This window comes from Amycolatopsis pretoriensis (assembly GCF_900107925.1).
GTDB classification, from domain to species: domain Bacteria; phylum Actinomycetota; class Actinomycetes; order Mycobacteriales; family Pseudonocardiaceae; genus Amycolatopsis; species Amycolatopsis pretoriensis.
Genome location: NZ_FNUJ01000002.1, coordinates 1,109,349 through 1,131,469, shown reverse-complemented (window position 1 = coordinate 1,131,469; position 22,121 = coordinate 1,109,349). Strand labels below are relative to the sequence as shown.

At 72.1% G+C, this 22,121-nt stretch carries 28 protein-coding genes and 1 pseudogene; 13 read left to right on the top strand and 16 right to left on the bottom strand.

Going from position 1 to position 22,121, the window contains the following annotated elements:
- The first annotated feature begins 32 nt into the window (after positions 1-32).
- A complete protein-coding gene (locus BLV96_RS11960) occupies positions 33-1,361 on the top strand; it encodes a 3-hydroxybutyrate oligomer hydrolase family protein (protein WP_086680615.1) in 1,329 nt (442 codons plus the stop codon).
- Between the two features lie 78 nt (positions 1,362-1,439).
- On the opposite strand, the gene BLV96_RS11955 is transcribed toward BLV96_RS11960, so the two are convergent.
- Positions 1,440-2,306 carry a glycoside hydrolase family 6 protein gene (locus BLV96_RS11955; RefSeq protein ID WP_086680616.1) on the bottom strand — a complete coding sequence of 289 codons (867 nt, stop codon included), beginning with the start codon at positions 2,304-2,306 and terminating at the stop codon, positions 1,440-1,442.
- 284 nt (positions 2,307-2,590) lie between these two features.
- Here BLV96_RS11955 and BLV96_RS11950 point away from each other — a divergent pair, with 284 nt between their 5' ends.
- Together BLV96_RS11950 and BLV96_RS11945 are read left to right on the top strand one after the other, a co-directional pair.
- Positions 2,591-2,992 (top strand): hypothetical protein, encoded by a 402-nt coding sequence (locus BLV96_RS11950; RefSeq protein ID WP_086680617.1) that lies wholly within the window; start codon positions 2,591-2,593, stop codon positions 2,990-2,992.
- A gap of 65 nt (positions 2,993-3,057) precedes the next feature.
- The gene (locus BLV96_RS11945; RefSeq protein ID WP_086680619.1) at positions 3,058-3,642 is read left to right on the top strand and encodes a dihydrofolate reductase family protein; all 585 of its coding nucleotides are present in this window, start codon (positions 3,058-3,060) and stop codon (positions 3,640-3,642) included.
- On the opposite strand, the gene BLV96_RS11940 is transcribed toward BLV96_RS11945, so the two are convergent.
- From BLV96_RS11940 to BLV96_RS11930, 3 genes are read right to left on the bottom strand one after another with little or no spacing between them, the layout of a single operon-like run.
- Positions 3,617-4,612, bottom strand: coding sequence for a TolB family protein (locus tag BLV96_RS11940; RefSeq protein ID WP_086680621.1), 996 nt, complete (start codon positions 4,610-4,612; stop codon positions 3,617-3,619). The genes BLV96_RS11945 and BLV96_RS11940 overlap by 26 nt on opposite strands.
- Positions 4,609-5,853 (bottom strand): MFS transporter, encoded by a 1,245-nt coding sequence (locus BLV96_RS11935; protein ID WP_167379579.1) that lies wholly within the window; start codon positions 5,851-5,853, stop codon positions 4,609-4,611. Before BLV96_RS11935 ends, BLV96_RS11940 begins: the two co-directional genes overlap by 4 nt.
- A gap of 4 nt (positions 5,854-5,857) precedes the next feature.
- Positions 5,858-6,730: an alkaline phosphatase family protein gene (locus BLV96_RS11930; RefSeq protein ID WP_086679524.1), complete on the bottom strand. Its 873-nt coding sequence runs from the start codon at positions 6,728-6,730 to the stop codon at positions 5,858-5,860.
- 235 nt (positions 6,731-6,965) lie between these two features.
- Here BLV96_RS11930 and BLV96_RS11925 point away from each other — a divergent pair, with 235 nt between their 5' ends.
- Genes BLV96_RS11925 through BLV96_RS11905 form a run of 5 tightly spaced genes read left to right on the top strand, consistent with a single transcriptional unit; the run spans position 6,966 to position 10,021 of the window.
- Positions 6,966-7,205 (top strand): hypothetical protein, encoded by a 240-nt coding sequence (locus tag BLV96_RS11925; RefSeq protein WP_086679522.1) that lies wholly within the window; start codon positions 6,966-6,968, stop codon positions 7,203-7,205.
- Complete coding sequence (locus BLV96_RS11920) at positions 7,202-8,146, top strand: FAD:protein FMN transferase (RefSeq protein ID WP_086679520.1); 945 nt, start codon at positions 7,202-7,204, stop codon at positions 8,144-8,146. Before BLV96_RS11925 ends, BLV96_RS11920 begins: the two co-directional genes overlap by 4 nt.
- Positions 8,146-8,703: a ferric reductase-like transmembrane domain-containing protein gene (locus tag BLV96_RS11915; protein ID WP_086679518.1), complete on the top strand. Its 558-nt coding sequence runs from the start codon at positions 8,146-8,148 to the stop codon at positions 8,701-8,703. Before BLV96_RS11920 ends, BLV96_RS11915 begins: the two co-directional genes overlap by 1 nt.
- Complete coding sequence (locus BLV96_RS11910) at positions 8,700-9,830, top strand: NADH-ubiquinone oxidoreductase-F iron-sulfur binding region domain-containing protein (protein ID WP_086679516.1); 1,131 nt, start codon at positions 8,700-8,702, stop codon at positions 9,828-9,830. The genes BLV96_RS11915 and BLV96_RS11910 overlap by 4 nt, the downstream gene beginning before the upstream one ends.
- Positions 9,827-10,021, top strand: a complete 195-nt coding sequence (locus BLV96_RS11905; protein ID WP_167379578.1) for a ferredoxin — start codon at positions 9,827-9,829, stop codon at positions 10,019-10,021. Before BLV96_RS11910 ends, BLV96_RS11905 begins: the two co-directional genes overlap by 4 nt.
- 2 nt (positions 10,022-10,023) lie before the next feature.
- Here the strand turns inward: BLV96_RS11905 and BLV96_RS11900 are convergent, their stop codons facing one another.
- A complete protein-coding gene (locus BLV96_RS11900) occupies positions 10,024-10,863 on the bottom strand; it encodes a hypothetical protein (protein ID WP_086679514.1) in 840 nt (279 codons plus the stop codon).
- 107 nt (positions 10,864-10,970) lie between these two features.
- Between BLV96_RS11900 and BLV96_RS11895 the strand changes: the two genes are divergently transcribed.
- Complete coding sequence (locus tag BLV96_RS11895; protein WP_086679512.1) at positions 10,971-11,708, top strand: SIR2 family NAD-dependent protein deacylase; 738 nt, start codon at positions 10,971-10,973, stop codon at positions 11,706-11,708.
- Positions 11,705-12,190 carry a GNAT family N-acetyltransferase gene (locus BLV96_RS11890; protein WP_244180175.1) on the top strand — a complete coding sequence of 162 codons (486 nt, stop codon included), beginning with the start codon at positions 11,705-11,707 and terminating at the stop codon, positions 12,188-12,190. The genes BLV96_RS11895 and BLV96_RS11890 overlap by 4 nt, the downstream gene beginning before the upstream one ends.
- Before the next feature lies 1 nt (position 12,191).
- Here the strand turns inward: BLV96_RS11890 and BLV96_RS49805 are convergent, their stop codons facing one another.
- Positions 12,192-12,563, bottom strand: coding sequence for a MerR family transcriptional regulator (locus BLV96_RS49805; protein WP_158104199.1), 372 nt, complete (start codon positions 12,561-12,563; stop codon positions 12,192-12,194).
- A gap of 73 nt (positions 12,564-12,636) precedes the next feature.
- On the opposite strand from BLV96_RS49805, the gene BLV96_RS49800 reads away from it, so the two are divergent.
- Positions 12,637-12,963 (top strand): hypothetical protein, encoded by a 327-nt coding sequence (locus tag BLV96_RS49800; RefSeq protein ID WP_158104198.1) that lies wholly within the window; start codon positions 12,637-12,639, stop codon positions 12,961-12,963.
- On the opposite strand, the gene BLV96_RS11880 is transcribed toward BLV96_RS49800, so the two are convergent.
- From BLV96_RS11880 to BLV96_RS11850, 8 genes and pseudogenes are all read right to left on the bottom strand, one after another.
- Positions 12,960-13,253, bottom strand: a complete 294-nt coding sequence (locus BLV96_RS11880; protein ID WP_086679508.1) for a putative quinol monooxygenase — start codon at positions 13,251-13,253, stop codon at positions 12,960-12,962. The two genes, BLV96_RS49800 and BLV96_RS11880, sit on opposite strands and share 4 nt — an antisense overlap.
- Before the next feature lie 65 nt (positions 13,254-13,318).
- A complete protein-coding gene (locus tag BLV96_RS11875) occupies positions 13,319-14,524 on the bottom strand; it encodes a glycosyltransferase (RefSeq protein ID WP_086679506.1) in 1,206 nt (401 codons plus the stop codon).
- Positions 14,525-14,716: 192 nt separating this feature from the next.
- Positions 14,717-15,220 carry an HAD-IA family hydrolase gene (locus BLV96_RS11870; RefSeq protein ID WP_086679504.1) on the bottom strand — a complete coding sequence of 168 codons (504 nt, stop codon included), beginning with the start codon at positions 15,218-15,220 and terminating at the stop codon, positions 14,717-14,719.
- Between the two features lie 34 nt (positions 15,221-15,254).
- Entirely contained in the window at positions 15,255-15,338 is an 84-nt protein-coding gene (locus BLV96_RS50640) for a hypothetical protein (RefSeq protein WP_244180193.1), read from the bottom strand.
- A gap of 200 nt (positions 15,339-15,538) precedes the next feature.
- Positions 15,539-16,081 (bottom strand): annotated as a pseudogene (locus BLV96_RS51225) (aldehyde dehydrogenase family protein); the annotation flags it as partial.
- Between the two features lie 34 nt (positions 16,082-16,115).
- On the bottom strand, positions 16,116-16,427 hold the full coding sequence (locus BLV96_RS11860; RefSeq protein WP_091389066.1) for a hypothetical protein: 312 nt from the start codon (positions 16,425-16,427) through the stop codon (positions 16,116-16,118).
- Between the two features lie 196 nt (positions 16,428-16,623).
- A complete protein-coding gene (locus tag BLV96_RS11855) occupies positions 16,624-18,210 on the bottom strand; it encodes a serine/threonine-protein kinase (RefSeq protein WP_244180174.1) in 1,587 nt (528 codons plus the stop codon).
- Positions 18,211-18,254: 44 nt separating this feature from the next.
- The gene (locus BLV96_RS11850) at positions 18,255-19,214 is read right to left on the bottom strand and encodes an SDR family NAD(P)-dependent oxidoreductase (RefSeq protein ID WP_086682821.1); all 960 of its coding nucleotides are present in this window, start codon (positions 19,212-19,214) and stop codon (positions 18,255-18,257) included.
- Between the two features lie 104 nt (positions 19,215-19,318).
- On the opposite strand from BLV96_RS11850, the gene BLV96_RS11845 reads away from it, so the two are divergent.
- Complete coding sequence (locus tag BLV96_RS11845; RefSeq protein ID WP_086682824.1) at positions 19,319-19,858, top strand: DUF6069 family protein; 540 nt, start codon at positions 19,319-19,321, stop codon at positions 19,856-19,858.
- Positions 19,855-20,289 (top strand): nitroreductase/quinone reductase family protein, encoded by a 435-nt coding sequence (locus tag BLV96_RS11840; RefSeq protein WP_244180173.1) that lies wholly within the window; start codon positions 19,855-19,857, stop codon positions 20,287-20,289. The genes BLV96_RS11845 and BLV96_RS11840 overlap by 4 nt, the downstream gene beginning before the upstream one ends.
- Positions 20,290-20,314: 25 nt before the next feature.
- Here BLV96_RS11840 and BLV96_RS11835 read toward each other — a convergent pair whose 3' ends face one another.
- Positions 20,315-21,118 (bottom strand): ABC transporter permease, encoded by an 804-nt coding sequence (locus BLV96_RS11835; RefSeq protein ID WP_086682826.1) that lies wholly within the window; start codon positions 21,116-21,118, stop codon positions 20,315-20,317.
- Positions 21,115-22,086, bottom strand: coding sequence for an ATP-binding cassette domain-containing protein (locus BLV96_RS11830; RefSeq protein ID WP_086682829.1), 972 nt, complete (start codon positions 22,084-22,086; stop codon positions 21,115-21,117). Before BLV96_RS11830 ends, BLV96_RS11835 begins: the two co-directional genes overlap by 4 nt.
- Positions 22,087-22,121: the final 35 nt, after the last annotated feature.

Sequence of the window (22,121 nt, the reverse complement as noted above, 5' to 3'; positions counted from 1 at the left end):
ACCGGAGGTGAGCCGTGCGCAGATGGCTGGTTGTGGTTCTGGCGGGGGCGCTCGCGGCGGGGTTGCCCGCTTCGGCGTCGGCTTCGGCCGGGGGCTGCCGGGTGAGCGTGCCCGGGGCTTCGAAGGCCGTTTCCGTGTGCCTGGACGACCTGACGACGACCGGGACGCTCGCGTCCGGGCACACGGTCGAGGCCGACTGGGCCGGGCTGACGTCGGCCGGGCTGCCGACGTACGGGCGCGTCCCCGGCGTCCAGGTCGACGGGTACTTCCCGGACACGTCGACGGCCAACACGAACAACGGCTGGAACCACGACTCGCAGTTCGTGCTGCGCCTGCCGGCGCACTGGAACGGCGGCCTCGTCGTCTCCGGCTCGCCGGGTGTGCGGCGCCAGTACGCGAACGACCGCGCGATCGGCGACCAGGCGCTGGCCGAGGGGTACGCGTTCGCGGCGACCGACAAGGGCAACACCGGCGCGGCCTTCTACGACGACGGCGTCCGGCCGGGTGACGCGCTGGCCGAGTGGAACACGCGCGTCACGCAGCTGACGCTGGCGGCTCGCGCGGCCGCGGTCGCGCACTACCGCCGTCCGGTGACGCGGACGCTCGCGGCGGGGTTGTCCAACGGCGGCTACCTCGTGCGGTGGCAGCTGGAGAACCGGCCGTGGCTCTACGACGGGGGCGTCGACTGGGAGGGGACGCTGTGGCGTGCCGATGGACCGAACTTGCTGACGTTCCTGCCGCCGGCACTCCGCGCGTACCCGGCTTACGCGGCGGGATCTCCCGCTGCCCACCAGTCCATTTTGGACGCCGGGTTCGCGCCGGGGTCGGAGTTCCTGTGGGACTACCACTACCGCGTCTACTGGGACCTGACCCAGCGGATCTACCGGGAGGAGGTGGACCCGTCGTTCGACGGGTCGACGTCGGCCGGAACTCCGTTCTGCGCCTCGGGAACGCCGTCGTGTGACGCGGATTACGCGTACGCGTCCCGGCCGGCGTCGGTGGCGCGGGCGGTGGAGCGGATTTCGTTGAGCGGGCGGATCGGCAAGCCGCTGCTCACCCTGCACGGCACGTTGGACACGTTGCTGCCGATCACTCGCGATTCGGACGTGTACGACCGGATGATCACCTCGGCAGGGCGCGGGTCGCTGCACCGGTACTACCGGGTGGAGGGCGGCAACCACGTGGACGGGCTGGTCGACGCGTACCCGGACCGGCTCCGGCCGTTGGGGCCGTGTTTCCGCACGGCGTTCGACGCTTTGGGCGGCTGGCTGCGCGGGGCGCGACCCCCGGCTTCGGCCACGATCGCCCGCCCTGCGGACGCGACCCCGGCCGACCTGGCTCGCAGCTGCTCGCTGGGCTGAGTCCCAAGCCGAAGGCCGTGAATGGCACATCGAGGGACGTAGTGTCCGTGAATGTGCCATTCACGGCCTTGCGCTGGGTCAGTCGCCCTGGATGAGGTGGGTGGCCAGCGCCGGGCTGAACGTGCCTGCCTGGGTGCCCGTTCCGTAGCCGCAGTCGCCGTCCGAATCGCCTGGGACCTTGACCCACAGCTGCATCTCCGGGCCGCCGCCCAGCTGGGACTCCGTGCCCAGTTTGCGCTTCGGCGGGTTGCACCACTCGGTGTCCGTTCCGTGGCCCTTGCCGTTGCGGCTCGTGTCCACCACGAACGGCGCCGCGTACTCCAGCGCCGCGTCCACCGCCTTGCCGTACGTCGTCGAGTCCGCCGTCGTGTCGAAGTTGGACACGTTGAGCACGAACCCGTGGATCGACCGCACGCCCGCCGACTTCAGCCGGGTGGCCATCGTCGCCGCCGGGATCCACGTCGCGTTGCCGCCATCGAGATACGTCCACGTGTTCGGTGCCTTCGCCGCGAACTGCGCCGCCGCGTAGTTCAGCAGGTCGAGGCGGGTCTGGCGGGCGTCGCCGGGCAGGCAGTCGAGCTGGGCGAGCGCGTCCGGCTCGATGATCACCAGCGCCGGCTTGCCGCCGATGCCGTCGGCGAACGCCGAGATCCAGTCGCGGTAGGCCTGCGGGCTGCCCGCGCCGCCGGTCGACTCGCCGCCGCAGTCGCGGCCCGGGATGCTGTACGCGACCAGCACCGGCAGCCTGTCCGCGACGTCGGCCGCGTAGGTGAACCCGGCCACCGACGTGCGGATGTCGCCGCTCCAGTTGCCGAACCAGCGGGCGCCGGGCTTGCTCGCGATCGACGTCCTGATCGGGCCGGCCAGGCGGTCGCCGGGGTGGTCGCGGACCCAGACCGCCGGGTCGTTGTGCGCATTCGGCGAGTTTGCCGGGGCGGCGTACAGGGGACGTACAAAAAGAAACTGAACCGGATCCCGCCGGGGCCCGTACTACCAGGTGAGGGGCCTTGTTCCGGCTACCCGAAAACCGGCCTTGACCTGCTGTTCCACCGCCCGGACGGGGCACCCCGTTCGGCCGCTTGCGGGATCGTTGCCCGTCGTTCAGGATGGGCCTCCGGGGTCCGCGAAAACATTCGTTCACGTCGAATATCCAGGTGTCGGCCATGCTTCGGAAGAACCGCAAGTCCGGAAGTGAACGCCATGCTGCTACCCGTCGCCGGGGCCTCCTGATGGCCGCGGACCTGCCAGGCTTCGCCATCGTCGCCGGCCTGCTGCTGCCGGTGCTCGCCGCGGCGGCGTGGGCCGTCGCGCTCGAACGCCGGCCGCGCCGGGCCGACCCCGGCCCCGACACCGAGCCCGACTGGACGGTGGCCGGCATCCAGGCCCGCCTGCGCTTCGAACAGGCGGCGGTCCGGGTGGCCGAAGCGGGCACGATCGCGCTGCCGACCCTGCCGATCCCGGAGCAGACGCGCCGCGACTCGTCCCCGGACCGGCTGCCGTGGCGGACCCCGCGCACGCTCCCGCCACCGCGTCCGCCGTCGGGCCGCTTCCTCGTGCCGCAGCTGGCGTTCGCGGCCCCGGACAACGAGCTGATGCGGCGCATCCTCGACGGTCTGCGCAAAATGGACTGACCGCGCTGTCGATCCCGGCGTCCGCCGTTCGTGTGGGAGGTGACCACGAACGGAAGGACCCCCCCATGCGCTCGATCCACGTCACCATGAACGTCACCCTCGACGGCGTCGTGCAGGGCCTCGGCCGGCCCGACGAAGACACCCGCGGCGGCTTCGCCCACGGCGGCTGGGGCACCCGCTACCAGGACGACGTCCTGGCCGAGGAGATGGCCGCGGGCATGAACCGCCCCGGCGACCTGCTCTTCGGCCGCCGGACCTGGCAAGACTTCATCGGCGCCTGGGCCCACCGCGAAGACGGCAACCCCTTCACCAGCCACCTGAACGCCGTCACCAAGTACGTCGCCTCGACCACCCTCGACGACGTCGCCGCGTGGCAGAACTCGATCCTCCTGCCGGGTGACGCCGAGAAGACCGTCGCCGAGCTGAAGACCGAGCCCGGCCGGGACCTGTCCGTCATCGGCAGCGCCTCGCTCGTGCACACCCTGCACGCCGCCGGCCTGGTCGACCGCTACACGCTGCTGATCTTCCCGCTGACCCTGGGCTCCGGGCACCGCCTCTTCGACGGGCCGGCGCCGCTCACCGAGTTCGAGCTCACCCGCAGCGTCACGACCACGAAGGGCGTCATCATCGCCCACTACCGGCGTCGCTGAGCGCCGCCGGAGACTCGGCCTCCGGGATCAGCAGCCGCGGCGCGCCCGAGCCGTCGGCCGGGACCGACCACACGTCCGCGTGACCCGGGCCGCGTGGCACGCCGTAGCCGATCGTGTGGTCGCCGAGCCACGCCGGCTGGTCGTCGACGCTGCGGGTCTCGGCCAGCGGCGTCACCTTCGACGTCGCCAGGTCGAGCACCGACAGCCGCCACCCGCGCGCCGGGTCACCGTCCACAGCGGACTTGAACGCCACCCGCTTCTGGTCCGGCGACAGGGACGGGCACTCGACGTTCTCCCGCAGCGTCCGGACCGTGTGCGCAGCGAAGTCGCCCGCGACGAGGTAGCGGTGGCCCGCAGTCGACATCGTCGCGTAGAAGTGGCGGTCGTCGCGGGTGAACGTGACGCCCCAGAAGTTGAGGTCCGCCGCCTGGTAGGGCTTGCCGTCGAGGGTCACGGCGTAGTCCTCCAGCGTGCCGGCCAGGTCGCCGGTCGCCGTGTCGAGGATGCCGGCGCGGGTGGAGAACATGCCGCCGTTGTAGGAGTCGCCGGTGACGAACACCGTCCACGCGAGCATCCGGCCGCTCGCCGACACCCGCGCCCGGTTCGGCAGCCCGACCAGCGGGATCTCGCGCTTCGACGTCAGCCCCGCGTCGAGCACCACCAGCTGGTAGGTGGTCAGGTCGCCGTCCGGGCGCAGGCAGAGCCCGGTGCCGCCGGCGGCGTAGACGCGGCTGCAGGACAGCGGCGACACCGTCCGCGCGCCGCCCGGGTCGGCGGCGGACACCGTGGCGACGTGCCCGCGGTCGGCGTCGGCGGTGCTGCGGAACAGCAGCCGCGGGCCGGGGGCGAGGCTGACCACGCCGGTCGCGGCGACGTCGTGACTGCGCGCGCTCGCCAGCCCGACGTACGCCACCGCCGCCCCGGCCAGCACGAGCACGCCGGCGACCGCGATCAGGATCCGGGCTTTCACGCGGCCACCTTCCTGGGCGAAAGGACTACGAACGTGACGGCGATCGCGACCACGGCCGCCCCGGCGGCGACGCCGATCGCGAGCCCCGGGCCCCAGAACTGCCACGCCAGTCCGAAGAGGACGGACGAGACGAAGTACGCAAGCGCTTGCGCCGTCTGCACCAGGGAAATCCCCGTGGTGCGCAACGACTCCGGGAGCAGCGGACCGGCCAGCGCCATCAGGACGCCGTCGGTCGCCGCGTAGAACGCGCCGTACAACGCCAGCGCCAGGACGAACAGCGGCCAGCCGGAGACCGGGCCGGCCAGCAGCAGGTAGACGACCGCGAGCGCGCCGTAGCCGCCGAGCACCACCGGCAGGCGTCCGACCCGGTCGGCCAGCGCGCCCAGCGGCGCGGCCAGCAGGAGGTAGCTCAGGTTGGTGCCCACCGCGAGCAGCGGGAACCAGCCCGTCGCGATGTCCTCCTTGTGCTGCAGCAGCAGGTAGACGAACCCGTCGCCGACGGTCGCCAGCCCGAGCACGCTCGCGGCGACGAGCAGGCGACGCACGCCCTTGCCGCGCAGCAGGGCCGCCGCGGCGCGGGGCGAGACCGGGTTCGCCGCGGCTTTCGGTGTCCGGTGGTCGCGGACGAACAGCACCAGCAGCAGCACGCCGATCGCGGCGACGCAGAAGCTGACGACGAACACGGCGTCGAACGCTTCGGGGTTCGTCGCGCCGACCGCGGCCAGCACGGCGAGCGCGACCAGCGGCCCGGCGAACGCGCCCATGCTGTCCATCGCCCGGTGCACGCCGAAGGCGCGCCCGAGCAGCGGCTCCGGTGCCGAGAGCGTGATCAGCGCGTCGCGCGGCGCCGTCCGAAGGCCCTTGCCGGTGCGGTCGAGCGTGATGACGGCGCCGATCGCGGCCGCCGACGACCCGGCGGCGAGCAGGCCGAGCTTCATCACCGCGGACAGCGCGTAGCCCGTGCCGGCGACGACCTTGCGGCGGCGGACCCGGTCGGCAATGTACCCGCCGACGATCCGCAGGAGGGCCGTCGCGCCGGTGTAGAGGCCGTCGACCAGGCCGTACGCTGCCGGGCTGAGGTGCAGCCCGAGCACGAGGTACACCGGGAGGACCGCGGTGACCATCTCGGAAGAGACGTCGGTGACCAGACTGACGGCGCCGAGCGCGAAGACGTTCGCGCCGACCGCCGAGAGCTTCCCCTTCGCGGAGTGCTCTCGGCGGCCGATGGTGGCGAGGTACACGCGGTTACTGCCAGACGTCGAGGATCGGCGACTTGCTCGCGGCGCCGCCGATGCCCGGCAGGCCGTAGGACGCCTCGATCGTGCGCAGCACGGTGTAGTGGTTGATCGATTCGCTGTAGCTGCCGACCTTGACGTGCGCGCCGGTGAAGCTGGTGAAGATCTGGTTGACCGACGTGCCGCTGTCCTCGTCGAAGGTGGTGATCAGCAGGCTGTTGTGCGTCTTGGCCCACTGGGCGTAGGCGTCGAGGTGATTCTTCAGCCAGGTGTCGCCGGTGCCGACGCTGCAGTCGTGCATGTCGTTGCACATGTCCGGCGTGACGAAGGCGACGGTCGGCAGCTGGGTGAAGTCGGACGGGAAGGCGGAGTAGCGGACGTTGCTCGCGGCCGGGACGTTCGAGAAGTCGACCCAGCTGTTGTGCTTGCGCCGGTAGGTGCCGCTGGAGCAGCCGGTGTAGCCGTCCGACGGCATGGCCTCGGAGTAGCCCTTGAAGGACTTGCCGGCGCCGATCAGCTGCTGGCCGAGGTTCGCCTTCGCGCCGAGGTTGGCCGGGCAGCTGTCGTCGGTGACGCCCTGCGTCGCGCCGGAGAAGAGGGCGACGTAGTTGGGCTGGCTCGGGTGGGTGATCGCGAAGGAGTTGGTGAACTTCGCGCTCTGCGAGGCGAGGGTGTTGAAGTAGGGCGCGCTGGAACTGCCGTTGATCGAGGAGTACTTCTTGTTCTCGAACATCACGAGGACGATGTGGTCGAACGCCGGCACGGTGGCCGCCGTCGGCTGCACGGCGGGCTCCTCCGTCCGGGTGACGACCGTGGTCGTGACCGCCCCGGCCGTGACGAGCGCGGCGGCGGCGAACACGGCGAAGATCCGCTTGCGGATCATGGGTCCTCCAGCTGTGGTGGGTGAGGGCGCCTCATGATGCCCGGACCGGAGGGCCGGTGCGTGCCGTGTCGTGGTCCGGTTCGTGAACACCAGGGAACCTCCGGCGGACTAGGAAAAGAGTGGGTTAACGGTTTTCCGGTGTCAACCTCCTTTGGTAGGTGTCCACTGTGGACGGCCAGGGAGTTGACAGGTCGCTCCCAGGCCGTTCAAAGGAACGGTGTCGAGACTCAGGTCCATGGACCCCTACACGACAAGCGGCGCGGCCCGCCGCGAGCGCGGCCGCCGCAAGGCCGCGCTGGTCACGGCCACGGTGGCGGTGCTGGGCGCGGCCACGGCGGGCGCGATCGGCTTCGGCCTCTCGACGGCTTCCGTTTCGACCAGCACCTCGACCGGCTCCCAGGACCAGCTGCAGTCTTCGGACAGCGGGCTGAGCTCGGGAACGGGCAGCGCGCACACGGGCTCGGGTGCGTCGTGACGACGGCGGCGCGCGCGTTCCCGGGACTCGGCACGACGGCGGAGGTGGTGGTCACCGTCCCCGGCCTGCTCGGCGCGGCGGTGGATCTGCTTTCGGCGGAGCTGGCCGCGATCGATTTGGCGTGCAGCCGGTTCCGGGAGGATTCGGAGATCTCGCGGCTGCACGAGACGGCGGGGCGGCAGGTCCGGGTGGGGGCGTTGCTGGCGGAGGCGCTGGGAGCGGCGCTGCGCGCGGCCCGGCTGACGGATGGGTTGGTGGACCCGACGGTCGGAGCGGCGATCCGGGCGCTGGGTTACGACCGCGACTTCGCCCAGCTCGCGGGCGCGCCGGTCTTGAATGAGTCATTCGCGACCTCGGCGGAACCGATTCCCGCGCCCGGGTGGCACCGCGTGCTCTTCGACCCCGCCCAACGCCTCGTCGTCCTCCCGCGCGGTGTCCACCTCGACCTCGGCGCCACCGCGAAAGCCCTCGCCGCCGATCGCGCGGCCCGGCGGATCCACTCCGAGCTCGGCTGCGGGGTCCTCGTCAACCTCGGCGGTGACCTGCGCGCCGCCGGTCCGGAACCCGCCGGCGGCTGGCAGATCGCGCTCGGCGACGACCACGCCGAGGCCGTCGTCCGGCCCGACACCACCGTCGCCCTGCACCGGGATTTCGCCCTCGCCAGCTCCGGGACCACCCGGCGGCGGTGGCGGTACGGCGGCCGGACCGTGCACCACATCGTCGACCCGCGCACCGGGGACGCCGCCGAATCCCGGTGGCGCACCGTCACCGTCGCCGCGAAGTCCACTGTGGACGCCAATACCGCGAGCACCGCGGCCGTCGTCCTCGGCGCCGAAGCTCCAGGCTGGCTCGAAGAACGCCGGCTGCCCGCGCGGCTCGTCGGCGTCGGCGGCGACGTCGTCACGACACCCGGCTGGCCCCGCGAAAGGAAGGCCGCCTGATGTGGTACTTCAGCCGCGCGACCGGGCTCGTCTCGCTCGTCCTCTTCACCGCCGTCGTCGTCCTCGGTGCGCTCGGCGCCGGCCGGTTCGGGACGCGGGCGTGGCCGCGCTTCACCGTTGCCGCCGTGCACCGGAACCTCGCGCTGACCAGCGTCGCATTCCTCGTCGCGCACATCGCGACGGCGATCCTCGACGGCTACGTCCCGCTGGGCTGGCTCGACGTGCTCGTCCCGTTCGGCTCGGCCTACCGGCCGGTGTGGGTCGGCCTCGGCGCCGTCGCCGTCGACCTGCTGCTCGCGATCGTCGTCACCAGCCTGCTGCGCACGCGCATCCCGGCGCGGGCCTGGCGCGCCGTGCACTGGCTGGCCTACCTCTGCTGGCCCGTCGCGCTGGCGCACGGCTTCGGCATGGCCGAAGACGACGCCGCGTACGGCTGGATCGTCGCGCTCGACGTGGTGTGCGTGCTGGCCGTGCTCGGCGCCGTCGCCTACCGCGCCACCCGGCACGACGCCGACACCGCGACCCGCAAGCTCTCGCCGCTCGGAGGCACCCGATGACCATCCTCCCGCCCCACCGCCTCGACCTGGCCGGTCACCGGCGCCGCAACGGCGTCGTGCCGTGGGTCGCCTACCACGGCGAGGACGGCCGCGACCGGCTGATCGAAGCCGTCGCCGCGGCGGACCTGCGCGGCCGCGGCGGCGCGGGCTTCCCGACCGCGCGCAAGCTGCGGGCCGCCCGCGAACCGCGTTCGATCGTCGTCGCGAACGGGTGCGAAGGCGACCCGCTCAGCCACAAGGACGCCGCGCTGCTCACGTTGTCGCCGCACCTGGTGCTGGACGGCCTGCAGCTCGCCGCGCACGCCACCGGCGCCACGGAGACCATCCTTTGTGTACACCAGGGAAGTCCGGTGCGGTCAAGCGTTCGGGCGGCACTCGCCGAACGCGACGACCGGGTCCCGGTGCGCGTCGAGGAGATCCCGCGCCGGTACGTCGCCAGCGAGGAGAGCGCGCTGGTCCACCACCTGACGTCGGGGGACGCGCGGCCGCTCGGCAAGTCGCCGCGCCCCGACGAACGCGGGGTGCGCGGCCGGCCGACGCTCGTGGACAACGTGGACACGTTGGCGCAGCTGGCATTGGTGATCCTCCAGGGCCCGCAGCACTACCGCGCGGCGCGGGCCGACCTGGTCACGGTGACCGGCGCGGTCCGGCGGCCGGGAGTGGTCGAGGTGGCGCCGGGCGTGTCGCTGTCGGCGGTGCTGGCCGCGGCGGGCGGCGAGGCCGAGCCGGTGCGGGCGGTGCTCGTCGGCGGCTACGGCGGGACGTGGACGTCGGACTTCCGCTCCGGCGTCACGGGAATCTCGGCGGTGTACGCGCTGCCGGCGCGGGCGTGCGGGCTCGAGTACACGGCGAAGGTGCTGGCGTTCCTGGCGGCGGAGTCGGCCCGGCAGTGCGGGCCGTGCATGTTCGGCCTCCCGGCGATCGCGGCGGACTTCGCGGAGCTGCTCCGCGGCGGTCCCGCGACGGACCGGCTGGCCCGCAGGTTGCCGTTGCTGAGCGGTCGCGGGGCGTGCGCCCACCCGGACGGCGCGGCCCGCCTCGCGTCGAGCGCGTTGCGGGTGTTCGAGGCCGACGTCGTCGCGCACACGGCCGGCGGCCGGTGCCGGATCCTGGAGAGTGTCGCGTGAGGGTGACAGTGGACCCGATCGGGTGCCGTGGGCACGGGTTGTGCGCGGACCTGCTGCCGGAGGCCGTCCGGTTGGACGAGTGGGGGTATCCGGTGGTGGCGTCGGGCCCGGTGCCGGCGGAGCTGGTGGCGGAGGCCCGGCGAGCGGCGGCGGCTTGTCCGGCGTTGGCGTTGCGGTTGCGGAAGGACTGAGTTCAGACGGCGGTCGCCAGGCTGGAAGCCGGGTCCACTTGTTCGCAGGCGTGTGCCCACGAGCACAGCTTCTTGCACCGGTCGTCGACCATGCGGTCGAGATAGCCGTCCGGGTTGTGAGTCCCACTCGCGGCGGCCTTTTCCAGCTCGCACAGGAGCACTGTCTCCTTGCCCTGCATGAAGTCGAGATATCCGAGCTTTCGCAGGGCCGGGACCACCGAGCCGATCAGCCGGCCGACACATCCCCGGACGCGCGGATTCTTGTCGTGGCTCCACACGCCGTAGAGGCGGACCGCGACGGACCGCAAGGCGTCCTCGGTGCTCGGGTGCGCGAGAGTCATGCCGATGAGCGCGTCGATCAAGAGAAGTTTCGTCTTGGGACAGAAATCCGGGTCCCAGTCGCCGTCCACGGCGCTTGGCCAATGCAGCGAATGGCAGGAATTCAGCCGATGCGCGTTGCGGCACAGCAGTTCTGCGGCGACCAACTGGGCGTTGCCGGTCGACCGCAAGGCGGCATCGATGACCAGCACAGCCGTCTCGGGTGCCACTTGCGGTTCTTTTTCCGACCACAGATCGACCAGAAGCGCGACCGCGAGTTCGGCGTTGTCCAGCTTCGTGAGGGCGAGAAGACCGGATACCACTGCGGCGGGATCGGCCGGATTGTCGTCTTTCGCCGAGAACAATTCTCCGGCTCGCATCGCCGCATCCAGCCGCAACCGTGCTTCCTCATCGGCGTGCTCCTGACGGAGCCGGCGATTCGCCTGCCGGGTGGTGAGCACGCTGACCAGCACTCCGGACAGAGAGACCAGCGCCGTCAGCACGCCGACCGATACCGCGTTCACAGAGTTCCTCCTCGGCTTTCCCAGTGAGTCGCCGGAAGCGGGCCCGGTGTGACATCGGCCGGAAAACCGCTCGTCGGAGTGCCCGATCGGTCGTTAACCTCCGGTCCATGAAGCTCACCGACCGGATCCGTGGTGCCCGGCTCGTCGGCGTGCTCACCGGGGCCGGGATCTCCACCGCCTCCGGCATCCCCGACTACCGCGGCCCCGACGGCGTCTGGACGCGCGAGCCGAGTGCCGTCGACGCCTTCACCCTCGACAACTTCATGGCCCACGCCGAAACGCGCCGGGCGTTCTGGCGCAGCTACCGCGGTCACGCCGCCTGGCGCGCCGAGCCGAACGCCGCCCATCGCGCCCTCGCCGAGCTGGATGGCGACGGTTCCGCCGTGCGCGTGCTCACCCAGAACGTCGATGGCCTGCACCAGAAAGCCGGTCTCGCCGCGCGCAAGGTCCTCGAACTGCACGGCAGCATGCACACCACGCGCTGCACCGGCTGTGCGGCCCGGTTCCCGACCACCGAAGTCCTGGAGCGCGACGACGACGATCCGCATTGCCCGCACTGCGCGGGCATCCTGCAGCCCGACATCGTCCTCTTCGGACAGAAGCTGGACAGCGAGGTCCTCGATCGCGCGCGGAACGTCGCCGCGGCGAGTGAGGTCTTCCTGGCCGTCGGGAGCTCGCTGCAGGTGGAGCCGGCCGCGTCCCTGTGCACCGTCGCCGTGCGGTCGAGGGCGACGTTCGTCATCGTCAACCGCCAGCCCACGCCGTACGACGAGGACGCCGACTTCGTGCTGCGTGACGACATCGAGACGGTCGTCCCGGAACTCTGCGCGGCGGTCCGCGCGTGATCCGCGAGGCCCGTGACGGCGACTGGCCGGGCATCTGGCCGATCGTCCACGACGTCGTCACCGAGCAGCGGACCTTCGCCTACGACCCCGCCCTGACCGAACCCGAGGCCCGGCGGCTCTGGCTGCTGGAACCGCCGGCCCGGGTGGTCGTCGCCGTCGAGGGGGAGCGGGTGACGGGTTCCGCGAACATGTACGCCAACCGGCCGGGACCCGGGAGCCACGTCGCGTCCGGCAGCCTGATGGTCGCCAAGGAGGCGCGCGGCACGGGGGTCGGCCGCGCGCTCGCCACCGATCTGGTCGCCTGGGCGCGGCGGAGCGGGTTCGCGGCCATCCAGTTCAACGCCGTCGTCGAGGTGAACACCGCGGCGATCCGGCTGTACGAAAGCCTCGGGTTCGGCACGCTCGGCACGGCGCCGGGCGCGTTCCGCCACCCGGACCACGGCGACGTCGGCCTGCGCATCATGTGGCTGGACCTGCGCTGAGTCACGCGTCGCCGACCAGGCGGCAGCAGCCCGCCCGGCAGTCTTCGAGGCAGTCCGCCGCGTTGCGCCGGACCCGTTGCAGCCGGGCGATCCGCTCGTCCAGCCGCGCCACGACCGCCTCCAGGCGCCAGCGTTCCGTCTCGCACGTCGCGTCGCCCGTGTCGTGCGCGTGCATCGCGTCGACGACCTCGTCGAGCGTGAAACCCAAGTCCTGCAACGACTTCGCCGAGCGGATCCGGTCGGCCGCCGATGCCGGGAACTCCCGGTAGCCCGACGGGCGGCGCGCCGCGGCGGGCAGCACACCGCGGCGCTCGTAGAAGCGGACCGTGTCCACGCTGACCCCCGCCTCGCGGGCGACCTCGCCGATCTTCATACCGGTTCTCCCTTGACTCTGGAGTCGAGTCCAGACTCTAGGGTCGGCTCTCCGAGACCACAAGGAGGCCGTCATGCAGATCCCGCCCGCGTCGACCCCGATCGCCTGCGACATGTCGAACGCCCGCGACACGCCCGAAGAACGGCTGGCCGAGTACCGCCGGCTGTTCGCCGAGGCGCTCGTCGCGCGGGAGCGGACCGAGATCGGCATCCGGTTCCGGTTCCGCGCGGACCTGGGCGTCGAGGACTGGGTCCGTGACCTCGCCGCCCGTGAGAAGGCGTGCTGCCCGTTCTTCGGCTTCGACATCGCTGCCGAGGCTGGGGAAGTCCGGTGGGACGCCGCGGTTCCCGACACCGACGAGGCCCGTGCCGTGCTCGAAGACTTCTACGCGCTCACCTAGTCGAACGGGCCGCTCGTCCGCGCGACGACGTGCTTGCGGACCCCGCCGTCCTCGAACGGCAGCCGCACCTGCGGCCGTGGCGCCTTCGCGCGCCACGCGTCGAGCACCTCCGCCGACTCCCAGTACTCGAAGATGTTCACCCGGCCCGGCTCGACCGGGTCGGGTGAGATCGACACGTCGAGGCAGCCCGGGTGCCGCCGGGCCTCTTCGACGACGATCCGGTGGCCGGCGACGAACCGGTCGCGGTCGGCCGGCTCGACGTACACCGGTCCGGCGATGATCACGGTCATGCGGAAGTCCTTTCCCGGGGTGCTGGTCACCCCACCGACGAACGGCACCCCGGGAAACCGACAACTCAGGCGGACGCGAGCGGCACCGTCGTCAGCAGGTGGCGAGCCGCGACGCTCGCGCCGTCCCCGCGCACCCGGCCCGAGAACGCCTTCGCCCGCGAAGCCACCTCGGGTCGCAACGCCACTTCGAGCGCCGAAGTCAGCGACGACACGGTCGGTACGCCCGGGTCGGTCGCCGCGCCGAGGCCGAGCGACCGGATCCGGCCGGCGAAGTAGTGCTGGTCGTACATCTGCGGCACGACCACCTGGGGCGCGCCCGCGCGGGCGGCCGCCGTCGTCGTGCCCGCGCCGCCGTGGTGGACGACCGCGGCCACGCGCTTGAACAGCGCCTGCTGGTTGACCTCGCCGACGCCGAGGCAGTCCGGCGCGTCGGCGGCGACGAGGTCCGCCCACCCGCGGGCGACGACCGCCTGGCGGCCGTGCGCCCGGGCCGCCGCGAGCGCGGCCTCGGCGACCGCGCCCGGCGCGCGCATGCTGCCGAACCCGAAGTACACCGGCGGCTCGCCCGCGTCGAGGAACTCCCGCAGCTCGTCCGGCAGCGGCCGCTCGTCCGGCCAGATCCAGGCCCCCGTCTGGACGATCCGCGGGTCGCCCGGCTCGGGCCACGGCGCCAGCGCGGCGTCGGCGGCGAGCCACGGCCGGTCGCCGAACACGTGGCCCGGCAGGTCGTCGACCGGAGCCTGGCCGGCGGCCGCCCGGAATTCGTTGACCTTGCCGCCGAAGAAACTGTTCCAGCGCTGCGCGTCTTCGGCCCAGAGGGCGCGGTTTTCCTTTTCCCCGGGTGACCGCCACGGCATCGGCGGCGGCGCGTGGAGGTCGGACGGCAAGGTGATGGGGCAGAAGCTCGCGTAGACGTAGGCGGCGCCCGACCGCTGCGCGATCGAACGCGTCGCGAACTGCAGGGCACCGCCGGCGACGAGGACGTCACAGCCCTCGGCGGCCACGGAGATCGTCTCGAACTGGGTCGTGACCGTGTCCTCAGTGGACTTCCGGATCTGTTCGGGTGTCGGCTTGCCGTGGTGCGAAGACCCGGTCGCGCGCAGTTCGGGGCCGATCGGCACGACGTCGAAGCCCAGCTCGTCGAGCCAGTCCCGGAAGTCGGGCGGCACGCACAGGCGGACGTCCTGCCCGAGCGCTCTCAGCTCCGAGGCCAGCGCCAGCACCGGCTGCACCTCGCCCCGCGAGCCGATCGTGGACAGCAGCACACGCATGACGGAATCCCCTCGGCAGAAAATGGTGAGCCCGAATTGTGGACCCGCACCGGGGTCTTGCCACAAGTCCCGGGGTCGGCTATAAATTTGAATGGGGAGAGGGAAATCCTTCGTCGATGAGCGCCAGGCGGAAGCCGGTGACGTCCCGGAACCAGTGCGTGCGGAACCCCAGCGCGGCCGCCGCGTCGACGTTCACCGGGTGTCGTCGACGAACAGGCATCGAGGCGGTGGCGCCCCGGCCGCCTCGCCGGCCCGGCGGAAGATCTCCGGGTCGGGTTTGGCCAGGCCGAGGTCGCAGGAGAGCAGCACGTCGTCGAACAGGCCCAGCTCCGGTTGCATCGCCCGGACGACCCGCCAGTAGTAGGCATCCACATTGGACAGCAGCACCAGCCGGTATCGCGTGGCGAGCGGCGCGACCAGCTCGGCCATGCCCGGCATCGGGTCGGAGTAGGGCGTCAGCCACGCCTCTTCGAAATCCGCGTAAGGCCGGGCGTAGCCGTGCTCGGCCACGATCCGTTCGTGGAGGTCCGCCAGCGTGACGCGCCCGGTGATGACCTCGCGCCGCGCCATCAGCCCCGCGAGGTCCCCGGCGGCGGCGTCGGGGTCCGCGCAGTGCTTCGCGAGCCGAGCGGGCACCAAGCCGTTGTCGAACCGGGTGAAGACCCCGAAGAGGTCCATGATGAGCGCGTCCGGCATCAGCCAAGGGTAAACGGGTCCCGCGTGCCGCCGGTCAGCTCCACCCACACCGCCCCGAGTTCTTCACCCCGCCGAACGGCACCGACGGTGCCACCACCCGGTACGCGTTGATCCACACCGTCCCGGCCTTGAGCTTCGCCGCGACCCGGCCATGCACGTATGGCCTGTCGCGGCGAGCACGCCGGCGACGACGCCGTTGGCCGCCGCGGCCGCCAGCGCGACCGCGCGGCCGGTGGCGGTCGAGCCGGTGAACGCGACCTTGATCAGCTCGGCCAGCCCGAGCGTCGAGACGGGGGAGTGCTCGGACGGCTTGACCACGACCGTGCACCCGGCGGCCGGCGCGGACGCGAGCTTCCAGGTCAGCAGGAGCAGCGGCGAGTTCCACGGCGTGATGGCCGCGACGACGCCCACCGGCTCGTGGCGGGCGTGGACGAGGTAGTCCGGGTTCGGGCCGGGATCCGGCGGCCCTCGATCTTGTCGGCGAGGCCCGCGAAGTAGTGGTACCAGCCGCCGAGCCCGGTGAGCTGGCCGATCAGCTCGCGGTAGAGCTTGCCGGAGTCGTTCACCAAGAGCCGCGCGAGCCGCCGCGACGGCGTCGTCGACGTCTTCAGGACTGCCGTCCGGGACGAGCGCCCACGGTTCGCCGGTGTACGGGTTCTGCGACGCGAATTGCGCGGGCGCGCCGGCACCGGATACGGCGCTCGCGCGGCCGGCTTCCCCGGCGGCGAGCGATTTCGCCTGCGATTCCAGGTCGTGCCGGTCGACGCGGGGGTTGCGGGATCGGCCATGATGACTCCCCGAAGTCGGTGGCGCTGTGCCCGACCCGTTGCCGGGGCCGGGCGCGGTCACCAGGGCTGTCATCCCTTTACCGAGGAGCAATTTTGGGGCGCGAAAGTCAGGAGATCTCGATGCCTTCGCCGGTTTCGGGAACCGTTTCCCGTGACAGTTCTTCGGCGAAGATCGTGTCGATCTTCCGGGCCGCGGTCCGCAGTTTCGTGACGCTCGCGACGAGCAGCAGCAGGACGGCGGCGGGGACGACGAGCAGCACGGGCGGCCAGCCGGCGAGCACGACCACACCGGCGGAGGTCAGGGCGATCACGAGGAAGAACGTCCTGGCGACGACGCGCGGCCACGCGGGGAGCGGCTTGGCGTGCCGCCCGCGGGGTGTTCCGGAAACCGGCCGCGCGAGGGCAGCGTGGACGCTCATCAAGGACCTCCGAGGAGTCGGGTACGGGGTTTCCCGGCGGGAGTGCCGAGCCGGAGCGCAGCCGGTCGGACACGTGGTGTTTGTCGGGGATCGGCCGGTTCCGGTTACGGCTCGTTATTGGTTCGAGTCCGAATTCGGGAAAACAATTCCGCGCTATTCCGGATCGGTTTCGCGCACTAGGGCCATTGGGCCCGGATCAGGCCCGGCCGGAGGTCCCGGGGCCCTTGCCCTTGCCGTGGTTGCGGGTGCGCTGGGGGTTGGCGGGCTTGCCGGGCTTCGGCTTGTCGTCGTGGGTTACGGCGGCGGGTTCGAGCTCGGCGGACTCGGTGGCGCGGGGACCCGGATCGGGGGTCCCGGGGGCGGCGAGGGGCGCGGAGGACGGCGGCGCGGACGAGCTGGGCGCCGGACGCTGGGCCGGGGTGGTGGTGCCGGAGTCCGGAGCGGAGAGAACGAGAGTGGAAACGGCGACGACAGCGGCGGCGGTCAACCCGGCGGCCGCGGTGAACCGGCGGCGGTTCGCGGGGGCGCTTGTCGGCGAAAGGCCGATTGCGGCGAGGATCTTCCGCGGGCCGGCCGGGGAAGGCACGCTGGTATCGCTCACGGTGGGAGCGGGGAAGGGGCGGCCGGAGACGGTCGCTCCAGGATCGAGGTGGTCGCCGGGCGCGTGGCCGTAGTTGCCCGTTGTGGAGGCGAGCAAACCGGCCATGTCGGGGCCGCTCGTCGTAGGGGCGTGCTCGCCGAAATCACCCGCCGCAGAGGCGAACTGACCCGTATCGCCCCTGGCACCACTCACCGCGGCGAGGCGCTCGCCCTTCCCACCGCCCACCGGTGCCGCGCGGTGGCGTCTCAACGCCTCACCGAGCCGCCCCGCGGGCCACGGCCGCGCCGGCACCGGGGCGTGCAGCAGCTCCCGGACCTCCGCCGCCGTCGGGCGGTCGGCCGGGTCGCGGCGCGTCATCCGGCGCAGCGTGTGCGCCAGCGACGGCGGCAGTCCCTCCGGGATCCGAGGGGCCCGGGTCAACCGGGCCATCGCCGCCTCGACCATCGTGCCCGGGTACTCGCGGCGGCCCGTCACGCACTCCAGCAGGATCAGCCCCAGCGCGTACACGTCCGCCGGTGGGCCCGCCCGCTCGCCGCCGACCTGCTCCGGCGCGAGGTACGCCGCCGTGCCGGGGACCACGCCCGTGCCCGTGATGTGCGTCGTGTCGAGGGCGTGCGCGATGCCGAAGTCGCCGATCAACGGGCCGTCCGCGGACAGGAACACGTTGGCGGGCTTGAGGTCCCGGTGGACGACGCGCCGCGCGTGCACGTGGGCCAGCGCCTCCGCCAGCCCGTCCGCCAGCGCCGTCGCCTCCGCCACCGGCATCGGGCCACCCAGCAGCCGCTCCGCCAGGTTCTCGCCCTCGACGAGCTGCATCACCAGGTACGTCCGGCCGTGGTCGGTGCCGCTGTCGAGCAGCGCCACGACGCCCGGGTGGGTGATGCTGCCCTGGATGCTCATCTCCCGCAGCCGGCGCCGCTGGTCGAGCGCGACGGCGTCCCGGTCGTAGATCTTGACCGCGACCTCACGCTGCAACCGCAGGTCGTAGGCGCGGTACACCCGCGCCGTCCCGCCGCTGCCGACCAGCCGGCCGACCTCGTACCGCCCGGCCAGCAGGCCGGGCGGGGCGTCGTCGAGGGATCGCGGGGCGGCGGTGAACTCGCCGAGGGCGAAGCGCGCGTACGTGACGTCGTCCGCGTCGCCCATCGGCGCGTTTTCCGTTCTGCCGGCTTCGTCGGCCACGGCCGCGATGTACCCCGATCACGTGCCGGGCAAACGTCAAAAGATCACGCGAAAGCGTCCACGCCGGTCAGCTCCGCCGACAGCGTCCACAGTCGACGGGCCTCGTCGCGGTCCACGGCGTACCGGCGGACGCCCGACTCGGCCAGGCCTTCGGCGTCCTCGGCGGCGAGCTCGGCGACGTCGCAGTCTTCGAGGTACAGCCCACCCAGCCCGGCGAGCTGCGGCGACGTCGCCGCCCAGACCGTCGTCGCCGCGCCCTGCTCCGGCGTCTTGAACTTCACCAGGTAGTTGCCGGCCTCGTCGATCCAGCCGCGGGCGATGTGCTCCTCCCGGGACAGGTGCCGCTGCAACGGCGTCATGATGCCGCCGGGGTGCAGCGCGAAGGCGCGGACGCCCTTCTCCGCGCCCAGCTCGTCCAGCCGGACGGCGAAGAGCGCGTTGGCCGTCTTGGCCTGCCCGTAGGCGGCCCACTTGTCGTAACCGCGCTCGAACTGGACGTCGTCCCAGCGGATCGGCGAGTAGTGGTGACCGCGCGAGGACAGGGAGACGACCCGGGCACCGTCGGCGACGGCCGGCCACAGGCGGTTGACCAGGGCGAAGTGGCCGAGGTGGTTGGTGGCGAACTGGGCTTCCCAGCCGGGACCGACGCGGGTCTCGGGGCAGGCCATCACGCCCGCGTTGTTGATCAGGAGGTCGATCCGCCGTCCGGAGGCGAGGAAGCGCTCCGCGAAGGCGCGGACGCTGTCGAGGTCGCCCAGGTCCAGCTCGTCGACCTCGACGTTCTCCAGGTCGGCGAGGGCTTCTTCGGCGGTCTCGCGGCGGCGGGCCGGGACGACGACGTGCGCACCCGCGCCGGTCAGCGCGCGGGTGGTCTCGAGGCCGATCCCGGAGTACCCGCCGGTGACGACGGCGAGCTTGCCCGTGAGGTCGACGCCTGCGACGGCTTCGGCGGCCGTGGTGGTGGCGCCGAAACCCGAACCGATCTTGTGCTGTGCGGTGGTCATGCCCCGACGCTACGAGCTGGAGTGCGCTCCAGCGCAAGTCGCGCGGACGCGGCCGAAAGAGGGGACAATCGCGGGGGAGAGGCAGCCGACCCAGGAAGGCTCTGATGTCCGACTACTACGGGAACCAGCCCCAGGACGTCCGCCCGGGGATCGACGCGCGCCGGCTGTGGGCCGGCGGAGTGGCGACGGCGGTGATCGCGGCCCTGCTCGCCGTGGTCGGGCTGCTGATCGCGCGCGGCGTCTTCGAGGTCGAAGTGCTGGCCCCAAAAGGCGAGGGCGTCTGGGGCAACGCGAGCACCACGACGTACGCGCTGGTCGCCGCCGCGGTGGCCCTGCTCGCCACCGGGCTGATGCACCTGCTGAGCGTCGCGACGCCGGCGCCGTCCCAGTTCTTCGGCTGGATCATGGTGCTGGTGACGCTGATCGCGGTGGTCCTGCCGCTGACGTTGACGGTCGCCCCGAGCGCGAAGATCGCCACGGCCGCGATCAACCTCGTCATCGGGCTCGTCATCGCCGCGGTCGTGAACAGCATGGCGGCCAGCGCCCGGACCCTGCACCGGCGCCGGCAGAGCGCGGCGCCGCCGCCGGCGACCCGGCAGTACCCGCAGCAGCAGCCCCCGCCGACCCGCTACTACGACCAGTGACCGCCGTGGACACCGTGGACGTCCGGGAGACGAACCGCCGCGTGATCGAGCAGTTCCGCGCGGGCGGCGAGGTCGAGGGCATGCACCGCGAGCGCCTGGTGCTGCTCACGACGACGGGCCGGAACTCCGGGAAACCGCGCACGGTCCCGATGATGTACCACCGCGACGGCGACCGGCTGCTGGTCGTGGCGTCCAACATCGGGGCGCCGAAGCACCCGGGCTGGTACCTGAACCTGATCGCCGACTCCCGGGTCAAGGTGGAGGTGGACGGCCACGAGTTCGACGGGGAGGCGCTGCCGCTGCTGGGGGCGGACTACGTGCGGACGTGGATCGAGCTGGAGAAGCAGTACCCGTTCCTGGTGGACCACCAGGCCAAGGCCCGGAAGGCCAAGCGGGTGATCCCGATCGTGGAGCTGTCCGAAGAGGACTGACCAGATCAGTCCTCTTCGGACGGTATTACTTGCTCGCCACCCGGCGGTACTTGGCCGTCGCCAGGGGAGCGAACACCGCGATGATCGCCACGCAGCACAGGATCGCGTACAGCGCCGCGTGCTCCGCCGGCCAGCCCGTCTGCGCCGGGCCGAAGCGGTTGCCGAACAGGTCCCTCGTCGCGTTGATCACCGCCGTGAACGGGTTCCAGTCCGCGATCGCCTTGAGGAACGGCGGCAGCGTCCCCGTCGGGACGAACGCCGAGGAGATGAAGCTCAGCGGGAACATCCAGATCAGCCCGAGGCTCTGCGCCACCTCGACACTGCGCGCCGCCAGGCCGATCAGCGCGCCCACCCAGGACAAGGCCCACGCAAACATCAGCATCACCAGGTAGCCCAGCAGCGCGTCCCAGAAACTGCCGCGGATGCGCCAGCCCACGATCAGCCCGCACGCCGACATCACGACCAGCGCCACCACGCTGACCACCAGGTCCGACGTCGTCCGGCCGAGGACCACCGCGATGCGGGACATCGGCAGCGAGCGGAACCGGTCGATGATGCCCTTCTGCAGGTCGTTGGCGAAGCCGATCACCGTGAACGCCGAGTTGAACGCCACCGTCTGCGCGAAGATCCCCGCGATGAGGAACTCCCGGTAGGCCGCGCCGCCCGCTTCGCCGCCGATCGCGTTGCCGAAGACGTACGCGAACAGCAGCACGAACATGATCGGCTGCAGCGTCGCCGCCATCAGCCAGTCGGGGTTGCGGCGGACGTTCATCAGGTTGCGCCACGTGATGATGCCGCCGTCGGAAATGCCCTTCGCGAGCGCGTTCACTTGGCCACCTCCTCGGCGGACTCGGCGCCGTGGCCGGTCAGGGACAGGAAGACGTCGTCGAGGGTCGGCCGGTGCAGGGCGACGTCCTGGACGGCGATGCCCTGCGCGTCCAGCCGCCGCAGGGCCTCGATGAGCGCCTTCGGGCCGGTGTCGACGAGGATCTCCGCGCGCCGCGTGTGGTCGTCGCCGGACGGCTCGCCCGTCCCCACTTCGCGCAGCACCTCCAGCGTCGCCGGCAGGTCCGCGGGGGAGGCGACGACCAGCTCCAGCCGTTCGCCGCCGATCTGGGCCTTGAGCTCGTCGGCCGTGCCGCGCGCGATCACCCGGCCGTGGTCGATCACCACGATCGAGTCGGCCAGCTGGTCGGCCTCTTCGAGGTACTGCGTGGTCAGCAGCACGGTCGTGCCGTCCGCGACCAGCTCCTTGATGACGCCCCACGTGTCGAGCCGCCCACCCGGGTCGAGACCGGTGGTCGGCTCGTCGAGGACGACGACGGTCGGCTCCGCGACCAGCGCGCCGGCCAGGTCGAGCCGCCGGCGCATGCCGCCCGAGTAGCCCTTCGCCGGCCGGTCGGCGGCCTCTTCGAGCGCGAACCGCGCCAGCAGCTCCCGGGCGCGCGAGCGGGCCGCGGACTTCGGCCGGCCGTAGAGCCGCCCGACCATGTAGAGGTTCTCGAACCCGGTGAGGTTCTCGTCGACGGCCGCGTACTGCCCGGACAGCCCGATCCGCTGCCGCACCTCGTCGGGCTGGGCCAGGACGTCGTAGCCGGCCACGTGCGCCGACCCGGAGTCCGGCCGCAGCAGCGTCGTCAGGATGCGGACCGTGGTGGTCTTGCCGGCGCCGTTCGGGCCGAGCAGGCCGAGCACGCGCCCGGCCGGGATGTCGAGGTCGACGCCGTCGAGCGCGCGGGTCGACCCGTAGGTTTTGACGAGCCCGCGCACCTGGACGGCGTTGTCCGGTTCCGGCATGACGGTTTCCCCTCTCGGTGACCCCGCCAAGCTAG